The sequence below is a fragment of the Streptomyces sp. E2N166 genome (assembly GCF_003671715.1).
GTDB lineage: Bacteria > Actinomycetota > Actinomycetes > Streptomycetales > Streptomycetaceae > Streptomyces > Streptomyces thinghirensis.
On sequence record NZ_RAIF01000018.1, the window covers coordinates 538,264 to 547,563 of the forward strand.

8 protein-coding genes are annotated in these 9,300 nt (G+C 70.9%); 7 read left to right on the plus strand and 1 reads right to left on the minus strand.

Annotated features, from left to right (window positions below; genetic code table 11):
- From EBH09_RS16830 to EBH09_RS16850, 5 genes are all read left to right on the plus strand, one after another.
- Window positions 1–702 (plus strand): hypothetical protein (locus EBH09_RS16830; protein ID WP_121747794.1); only part of this gene is annotated, 702 nt, incomplete at its 5' end.
- A complete protein-coding gene (locus tag EBH09_RS16835; protein ID WP_193776352.1) occupies window positions 692–2,044 on the plus strand; it encodes a hypothetical protein in 1,353 nt (450 codons plus the stop codon). The genes EBH09_RS16830 and EBH09_RS16835, both read left to right, overlap by 11 nt.
- Complete coding sequence (locus tag EBH09_RS16840; RefSeq protein ID WP_121747795.1) at window positions 2,041–3,600, plus strand: SCO6880 family protein; 1,560 nt, start codon at window positions 2,041–2,043, stop codon at window positions 3,598–3,600. The genes EBH09_RS16835 and EBH09_RS16840 overlap by 4 nt, the downstream gene beginning before the upstream one ends.
- Window positions 3,601–3,612: 12 nt before the next feature.
- Window positions 3,613–5,025, plus strand: coding sequence for an ATP-binding protein (locus tag EBH09_RS16845; protein WP_121747796.1), 1,413 nt, complete (start codon window positions 3,613–3,615; stop codon window positions 5,023–5,025).
- 22 nt (window positions 5,026–5,047) lie between these two features.
- A complete protein-coding gene (locus EBH09_RS16850; protein ID WP_121747797.1) occupies window positions 5,048–6,595 on the plus strand; it encodes a type VI secretion protein in 1,548 nt (515 codons plus the stop codon).
- Between the two features lie 19 nt (window positions 6,596–6,614).
- On the opposite strand, the gene EBH09_RS16855 is transcribed toward EBH09_RS16850, so the two are convergent.
- A complete protein-coding gene (locus tag EBH09_RS16855) occupies window positions 6,615–7,175 on the minus strand; it encodes a GNAT family N-acetyltransferase (protein WP_193776353.1) in 561 nt (186 codons plus the stop codon).
- A gap of 95 nt (window positions 7,176–7,270) precedes the next feature.
- Between EBH09_RS16855 and EBH09_RS16860 the strand changes: the two genes are divergently transcribed.
- Window positions 7,271–8,533, plus strand: a complete 1,263-nt coding sequence (locus EBH09_RS16860; RefSeq protein ID WP_121747798.1) for a histidine kinase — start codon at window positions 7,271–7,273, stop codon at window positions 8,531–8,533.
- Window positions 8,530–9,189 carry a response regulator transcription factor gene (locus EBH09_RS16865; protein ID WP_121747799.1) on the plus strand — a complete coding sequence of 220 codons (660 nt, stop codon included), beginning with the start codon at window positions 8,530–8,532 and terminating at the stop codon, window positions 9,187–9,189. The genes EBH09_RS16860 and EBH09_RS16865 overlap by 4 nt, the downstream gene beginning before the upstream one ends.
- Window positions 9,190–9,300: the final 111 nt, after the last annotated feature.

Here is a 9,300-nt window from a genome sequence, read left to right on the forward strand (position 1 = left end):
GGCCGCTCGTCGTCCCGGAGCCTGGTCACCGTGGTCGGCGTCGTCGTCCTCCTCATCGCCGCGATCGCCTTCGCGAACCGTGGAGGAGACGATTCCGCAACCCCGGACGACACGGCCGCGGACAAGCCGAAGGCCTCGTCGACGGCACCGTCCGGGACCAAGCCGGTGCAGTCGGGCTTCGCCCGGGACGAGCAGGGGGCACAGAGCGCGGCGGCGAACTATGCGGTGGCTCTCGTCTCGGCCGACGTCCTCAAGCCGGCCCGGAGAGCCGACATCGTCCGGCAGGTCTTCGTGGCCGACAAGCAGGCCGCTCTGGAGGACAAGTTCAACAGGGCATACAGCAAGGAATTCCTGAGCAGCATCGGTCTGGACGCGAACGGCAACGCCACGGGCGGCGACACCTACGTCTCACGCACCATGCCGATCGGCACCAAGACCACTCAGTACTCGGACACCGCCACGACCGTGGACGTCTGGTGCACAGGTGTGTTCGGCACTGCGGGTGAGAAGACCACCAACCCCGTCACCAGCGATTGGTTCACCATGACGCTGCAGCTGCGTTGGGTGGACGACGACTGGAAGGTCGAGAGCTTCTCCCAGAAGGACGGCCCCGCGCCGGTCCCCGGAGACAACAAGGCCTCCAGCGCCGACGAGATGTCCAAGGCCGTCCAGGAGTACGGAGGGTTCACGTATGCCCGCTAACACGCGTCGTGTACTCAAGGCCGCCGCTGCCCTGACCGCCGTACAGGCCACGGTGGTACTTCTGGCGACCCGTGCCGTCGCTGCTCCCACTCCGTCGCCAACCCCGTCGGACGACAACTGCGACCTCATCGTGGGCCCCGCCAAGGACTACTGCGAACGAGGCGAAGGCGGCGGCGGCTCCACCGGAGGTGGCGGTGGGACCCTGAACGACCCCACCTCCGCCCTGGACCCCCTCTCCTCCCTCGCCAAGGGCTGTGCCGACGCCGCCTCCTGGACCATCGACAAGCTCAGCGCCGCCGTCCAGGACACGGCGAACGTCGACTTCACGAACCCGACGTTCCTCCAGCAGTACGCCGTCGTCTTCGCGGCGTCGACGATCCTCACGCTGCTCCTGTGGCTCCTCGCGGTAGCGAAGCGCGCCGTGCGCGGTGTCCCCCTGAGCACCGCGCTCTCCGAGGCGATCGGGTTCCTCTGGCTCACCGTCCTGGCGTCGGCCTTCACGCCGCTGATCCTCTACACGGTCGTATCGGCGACCGACGGCGTCACCGACGTACTCGCCAAGGCGACCGGCGAGCAGACGGACACCTTCTTCGGCACGTTCTCCGCCGCCCTGGAGAAGGGCGAGGACATCGGCGGCGGGCCGATCATGCTGATCGTCGTCTCCCTGGTGTCGATCCTCGCCGCCGGCGTGCTCTGGCTGGAACTCGTCATCCGCGCCGCCCTGCTCTACGTCGGCGCCCTGCTCGGCACCGTCGTCTACGCCGGCCTGGTCGACAAGAACCTGTGGGGTCACGTCCGCCGCTGGGCCGGGATCATGATCGCGGTCATTCTCGTGAAGCCCGTGATCGTGATCGTGCTCGGGCTCGCCGGGGCGCTCTCCGCCGACGACGGGCCGGACGCCTTCTCGGCCGTCGTGTCCGGCCTCGCCATCATCCTGCTCGCCATCTTCGCGTCCGCGATGATCTACCGCTTCGTCCCCGGCTTCGGCGACGAGATCGCGAACGGCCGCAACAACCGCATCATGCAGGGCGCCGAAGGCAAGGCCGCAGCCGTGATCAGCTCCCCGGCGAACCTGGTCGCCCAGGGCATCAGAACCCACAGCACCCGCCACAACGGCGACAGCGGAGGCGGCGGTGGCGGCCAGTCCACCTCCTCCTCCGCGTCCCGTCCCTCGAACCCCGCCTCCGGCGGAGTCGCCGCGCACAGCTCGCGCCCCTCGAACGGCGGCGGCGGAAATGTCCCCTCCGCCGCACCCGCACCCCGCTCCGGCAGCCCGGTGAACACGCCTCACGCAAGCAACACCCGTAACAGCAAAAACAGCACAGGAGGTGACGGGCGTTGACGACCGAGTCCCACGTGTCCCATCCGGTCACGCCCCGCCGTACGTATCTGATCGGCCGCGCCCGGCCGAACGCGATCGTCGGCCGCAACCGCGAGACCGGTGAGATCGCGCTGATCGTCGTGGGCGCGTTCCTCGGCATGATGTGCGGGCTCCTCGTCCCCGTCCTGACCCTGCGCATCGTGCTGCTCGTCGGCTTCCCCATGCTCGCGCTGGCGGCCGTCTACGTGCCGTACAAGCACCGCACGTTCTACAAGTGGTTCGAGATCAACCGCAGCTACAAGCGCACGCTCCGCCGCGGCACCACCTACCGCTCCGGCGCCATCGAGGCCGGCACCCGGCTCGACGGACGGGAGATCGAGGTCGGCCCGCCGCCCGGCATCGGCCGCATCACCTGGCTGGCGGCGCCCTTCGGGCCGGACGAGATCGCCGTACTGCTGCACGCCGACCGCAAGATGGTGACGGCCGCGATCGAGATCGAGGGCCCCGGCGTCGGCCTGCGCGACTCCGAGGACCAGGAGGCCCTCGTCGACCGCTTCGGCACCCTGCTCAAGCACGTGGCCAACGGCGACGGCTTCGTCACCCGCATCCAGATGCTCGCCCGCACCCTCCCGGCCGACCCCGACGCGCACGCCAAGGACGTCGCCCAGCGCGGCGACGACAAGGCGCTGCCGTGGCTGCAGCAGTCGTACGACCAGCTCCAGTCCATGGTGTCCACCAGCAGCGAGCAGCACCGCGCCTACCTCATCGCCTGCATGCACTACAACCGCGAACTGGCCGCCGAAGCGCACGCGATGGCCCGCGCCGCCCGCCCGCAGAACGGGCGCAGGCTGGACCGGGACGCGGGACTGGCGGTCGTCATGGCACGCGAGCTGACCGACATCTGCTCGCGCCTGCAGGAAGCCGACATCCGCGTACGCCAGCCGCTGGGGCAGGGCCGGCTCGCCTCCCTCATCCACGCCATGTACGACCCGGACCACCCCATCGACCACATCCAGGCGATGACCAAGCGCAACGCCTGGCCGGCCGAGCTGGACGCGATGGAGCCCACCTACCTCCAGGCCAAGACCCGCGAGTCCTCCACCCGCGCCCCCTGGTGCCACGCCACCGCCTGGGTCAAGGAGTGGCCGATGACCCCGGTCGGCGTGAACTTCCTCGCGCCGCTCCTCGTCCACACCCCGGACGTCATCCGCACCGTCGCCGTGACGATGGACCTCGAACCCACCGAGGTCGCCATCGAGCGCATGCTGACGGAGAAGACGAACGACGAGGCCGAGGCCTCCCGCGCCGCCAAGATGAACCGCACCGTCGACCCGCGCGACATCGCCGCCCACGGCCGCCTGGACCAGCGGGGCGAGGACCTCGCCAGCGGCGCGGCCGGCGTCAACCTGGTCGGCTACATCACGGTCTCCTCCCGCTCCCCCGAGGCGCTGGCCCGCGACAAGCGGACGATAAGGGCCTCGGCCGGAAAGTCGTACCTGAAGCTGGAGTGGTGCGACCGTGAGCACCATCGCGCCTTCGTGAACACACTTCCGTTCGCCACCGGCATCCGAAGGTAGGGGCTGAGCCTGATGCGGGACCCGCTGACCGTCCTCACCGAAGCCTTCACGTCCTTCCTCTTCGGGAAGGTGGAGACGACCCGCCTCCCCGTCCGCACCTCCACGGGCCAGGCGCAGGCCGTCTACCTGCCGACCGCCGCGCCCGGCCTCGGCGACTCCGGCGTGATCATCGGCCGCGAGGTCTACTCCGGCAAGGGCTACATCTACGACCCCTTCCAGCTGTACGGCCAGCAGCTCCCCGCCCCGCACTGGCTCGTGCTCGGGGAGTCGGGAAACGGCAAGTCGGCGCTCGAGAAGACGTACGTCCTGCGCCAGCTCCGCTTCCGCGACCGCCAGGTCGTCGTCCTGGACGCCCAGGGCGAGGACGGGGCCGGTGAATGGAACCTCATCGCGCAGCAGCTGGGTATAACTCCGATCCGGCTGGACCCGATGGCGGCACTCGACCAGGGCATCCGGCTCAACCCCCTCGACCCGGCGATCACCACGACCGGGCAGCTGGCCCTGCTCCGCACCATCATCGAGGTCGCGATGGGGCACGGCCTGGACGAGCGCTCCGGCTTCGCGCTCAAGGTCGCGCACGCCTACGTCAACGAGACCATCGTCCAGCGCCAGCCGGTCCTCACCGACATCGTCGAGCAGCTCCGCCACCCCGAGCCGGAGTCCGCCGAGGCGATGAACGTCGCCATAGACGACGTACGGGCCTGGGGTCTGGACGTGGCACTCGTCCTCGACCGCCTCGTCGACGGTGACCTGCGCGGCATGTTCGACGGCCCGACGACGGTCGGCATCGACCTCGACGCCCCCCTCATCGTCTTCGACCTCTCCCACATCGACCGCAACTCCATCGCCATGCCCATCCTCATGGCGATCGTGGGGGTCTGGCTGGAGCACACCTGGATCCGCCCCGACCGGAAGAAGCGCATCTTCCTGGTCGAGGAGGCCTGGCACATCATCAACAGCCCCTTCGTGGCACAGCTGTTCCAGCGGCTGCTGAAGTTCGGGCGACGGCTGGGCCTGTCGTTCGTGGCGGTGGTGCACCACCTGTCGGACGTCGTCGACGGGGCGGCGGCCAGAGAGGCGGCGGCCATCCTGAAAATGGCGTCCACCCGGACCATCTACGCCCAGAAGGCCGACGAGGCGCGGGCCACGGGGCGCGTACTGGGCCTGCCACGCTGGGCCGTGGAGATCATCCCCTCCCTCACCCCCGGCATCGCGGTGTGGGACGTCAACGGCAACGTCCAGGTGGTCAAGCACCTGATCACCGAGACCGAACGCCCCCTGGTCTTCACCGACCGCGCGATGACCGAGTCGTCCGCCGACTTCAACGACGACGCCCTGCGCGCCGCCGAACTGGAGGCGGAGGAAAGGGCGGCGGCGTTCATGGAACAGCACATCGGCGACTCGTCCGAATCGACGGTGGCGTAGGAAGACGGGAGGGACCGGACGCATGAGACCGGACGGACCGGACGACCACCGCGGCCGGCGGCCGGCCCAGCAGGGCGGCATCCCCGACGGCCTGCTGCTCGGCATACTGGCCTTCCTCCTCGGCATGACCCTGCTGGTGTGGACGGCGACCGGCCTGTCCGCGCTCTTCGCCCACGGCTCCTGGCCCTCCGGCGTCACCTTCACCGGCACCCCCCTGGCCATGCGCCACCTGATCTCCGAGCCCCACGACATCCCCGGCGCCTGGCCGGACACCCCCGAGACGGCACTCTCCGGGTACGGGCTGTTCTGGGGGCTGTTCATCGGCCAGATGATGGTGCTGGTCGTCCTGACGGTGTTCGTGATGGGAACGGTCGCCCGCTGGCGCGCGGTACGGCAACAGGGACGGCGGCGCGTGAAGACGACGGCGGCGGCCGTGCGGGAGCCAGAGCCGACGCGGGAGCGAGGGCGGGAGCCGGAGCCGATGCGGGAGCGAGCGCCGGAGCCGGAGCCGACGCGGGAACAACTGCCCGAGCAGGTTCACGAGGTACCGGTCCCCAGGGCGCCGGAGCAGGCGGTCCCGGAGCCCGAGCCCCTCACCGCTGTGGCCGACGGCAAACGGATGGGCGGGTGGGAATCGACCCGCGTCGAAGGCGCGGTGCACTACGGCCCGCCGGACACCCGCCGCTCGACCGCCACCCAGAGCCTGCGGGACGCGGAGGGCCCCGCCCTCGTCATCACCTCGAACCCGGCCCTCTGGGCGGACACCAAGGACGCCCGCGCGAAACTCGGTCCCGCCCACCTCTACGATCCGAACCACCTCTGCGACACCCCGGACCGACTCCACTGGTCCCCCACCGCCGGCTGCGAGGACAGACAGACGGCCACCACCAGAGCGGCCGCCCTCCTCACCCCGGTCCGCCCCACCGCCCGGCTCGACCAGGCGGTCGGTGACACCGCGGAACTCCTGCTGCGCAGCTACCTGCACGCCGCCGCCGTCGACGGCCGCACCGTCCGTCACGTCCACCGCTGGTCCCAGGGCCTCCAGGTCCAGGACGCCGTACGCATCCTCCGTACCAGCCCCAAAGCCGCACCCGGCTCCGCGGGCGAACTCGAAGGCGCCCTCACCGCCTACCCCGAACGCCGGGACATGGCCCAGCAACTGACCACCCGTGCGCTGGCCACCCTCTCGACGGTCAACATCCGCGAGGCCTGCACTCCCAACCGAAATGATGCCCTCGCCTTGGATTCCTTCATCCACGAACAGGGAACCCTTTACGTGGTGGGTGAATCCATCGAAGACCCCCGTACGAGCCCGGGCGCGATGCCGCTGCTGACGGCGCTCGTCTCAAGCGTGGTCGAGCGCGGCCGGCGCATGGCCGAACGGTCATCCTCCGGTCGCCTCGACCCACCACTGACGCTCGTCCTGGACGACGTCGCGGCCGTGGCTCCGCTTCCCCAGCTCCCCGAGCTGCTGGCCGCCGGGACGGACCGGGGCATGCCGACCCTGGCCCTCCTCCGGTCCCGCGAACAGGGCCGGGCCCGCTGGCCCCACGACGAGCTCCCGGTGTAGCGGCGGCCCCGGCATCGCCTCAGCGCTCCAGCACGAACTCCAGCTCGTAGTCCCCGGGCCCGCCCACCAGCGGAACCGTCCGCCCGCTCGGCGCGAACCCCGCCTTGCGGTAGGCGCCCTGCGCCCGCTCGTTGTCGGGATGCACGATGAGCCGCACCCGCTCCAGGCCGCTCGCCCACGCCCACTCCAGCCCGGCGTCGAACAACGCCTTGGTCAGCCCGCTGCCCCTCCACTCGGGCCGCACGAACACACCGACCACGTGCCCCTGCCGCCGATCCACGGAGAACCCGGCCCAGTCCGTCGTCCCGGCCTCCTCCACCAGCACGGTCAGCGTGCCGAGCCACATCCCCCCGGGCACCTCCGCGACGATCTGCCGCGCCCCGGACGCGCCCTCCGCGGCTCCGGCCGCCCGCTCCTGCCAGAAGGAGTCCGGCCGGGCAGCGGCGACGTCGTACGTCTCCAGGTAGGCGAGGTGCGCCAGCGGATCCCGCAGCGCACGAAGCCGCAGCTCCTTCACGGCGGGCCATTCGTCGGCGCGTATGGAGCGGATCACGTAGTCACCGGGGGCCCTGGCACTCATGCGGGCCACCGTAATACCCGGGTACTACGCCCCTCACCTGATATACGGCCTCCGGGCGGACGACCCCTCGCGCGCCGGGCCGCGATCATGGTCGGATGGACCCCGTGAAGCCCGTGCCGGAAGACCGAGCGGCCGAACCCCTCACCGAGTACGTCCAGCGCGTCAGCCGGCGGGTCCGCGCCTTCGACCGTCGCCGTCCCCTCGTGTGGGACCTGCACCTCACCGGTCTGTGGGTGCTGGCCGCCCTGATCGACGCCTCCGGCGGCTGGCGCAACGTCGCCCACGATCCCGACGTCCCCGTCGCCCTCGTCCTCGTCCTCAGCCTCGCCCTCTCCGTCCCCCTGCTCTGGCGCCGCAGCCACCCCCTGGTGGCCCTGCTCGTCACGCTGCCCGCGGCTTTGGTGAACGCCTGGTCGGGCGCCACCCTCCAAGCGGCCCTGCTCCAACTGCTCCTCATCCACCACATCGCCCTGCGCCTGCCGCTGCGCAACCTCTGGTGGGCGGTGCTCCTGGTGACCACCCCGACCTGTGTCACGGTCGCCCGCTACGGGGACAGCGCCGGCCCCTGGAACCAGCAGCTCGGCTCGCAGATCCTCTCCGTCGGCGTGGCCGCCCTCATCGGCATCACCGTCCGCACCCGGCGGGACTACACCGCGGCCCTGGAGGACCGTGCCCGCCGCCTGGAGACGGAACGCGACCAGCAGGGCCGCCTCGCCGCCGCCGCCGAACGCGCCCGCATAGCCCGGGAGATGCACGACATCATCGGCCACAACCTCTCCGTCATCACCGGTCTCGCCGACGGCGGTCGCTACGCCGCCGCAAGGTCGCCCGAACGCGCCGCCCAGGCCCTCGACGCCATCGCCACCACCAGCCGCCAGGCCCTGGGAGAACTACGCCGCCTCCTCGACGTCCTGCGCCAAGAGGAGCGGGACGGCACCCGGGCTGCCGAGCTGGCCCCGCAGCCCTCACTCACCGACCTCGACCAGCTCCTCGACGGCGTCCGCAGGGCCGGTCTCCCCGTCCGCACGACCGTCCAGGGCCGGGCCACTCTCCCGGAGGGCCGCCAGCTCACGGTCTACCGCGTCATCCAGGAAGCCCTCACCAACACCCTCAAGCACGCCGGCCCCGACGCCACCGCACACATCGACCTCTCCTACGAGACGGGCGGCGCCGTCGCCCTCACCGTCACCGACACCGGCCGCGGCGGGCAGGCCCCCGCCCCCGCGGACGGCCGCGGCCTGCCCGGCATGCGCGAGCGAACGTCCCTGTACGGCGGCACACTTGAGGCCGGCCCACGGCCACGCCCCGAGCGGGGCTGGCGCGTCCACCTGCACCTACCGGAGGAATCCCCGCAGTGACCACCGTCCTCATCGCCGACGACCAGCCGCTCCAGCGCTTCGGCTTCCGGATGCTCCTGGAGAGCCAGGACGACATGACGGTCGTGGGGGAGGCGGCCAACGGCGCCGAAGCCGCCCGCATGGCGGCCGAACTCCACCCCGACGTGGTCCTCATGGACGTCCGCATGCCCGGCATGGACGGTATCGAGGCGACCCGCCGCATCGTCGCGGGCGGCGCCCGCACCAGGGTCCTGATCCTCACGACCTTCGACCTCGACGAGTACGCCTACTCCGGGCTGCGCGCAGGTGCCTCCGGTTTCCTCGTCAAGGATGCCCAGCCGGAGGAGCTGCTCTCCGGCATCCGGGCCGTGGCCACGGGCGACGCGGTGGTGGCCCCGAGCCTGACCCGCCGTCTGCTCGACGCGTACGTCCACCATCTGCCGGCCGCCCCCGCCCCGGACGCCGCCCCCGATCCGCGCCTGACCGCTCTCACCGACCGCGAGACCGAGATCCTGCGGGTGATAGGCCAGGGCTGGACCAACACGGAGATAGCGGAGCGCCTCCACCTCGCCGAGTCCACGGTCAAGACCCATGTGGGCCGCATCCTGTCCAAGACCGGCTCGCGGGACCGCGTCCAGGCGGTCATCCTGGCGTACGACGCGAAGTTGGTGGGGTGAACGTCGGTGAACACCGGTGAACTGCCCCTGGAACGCAGAAAACCCCGCACCGTTTCCGGTGCGGGGTTTCCTCGCAATAATTGTTCGGCGGCGTCCTACTCTCCCACAGGG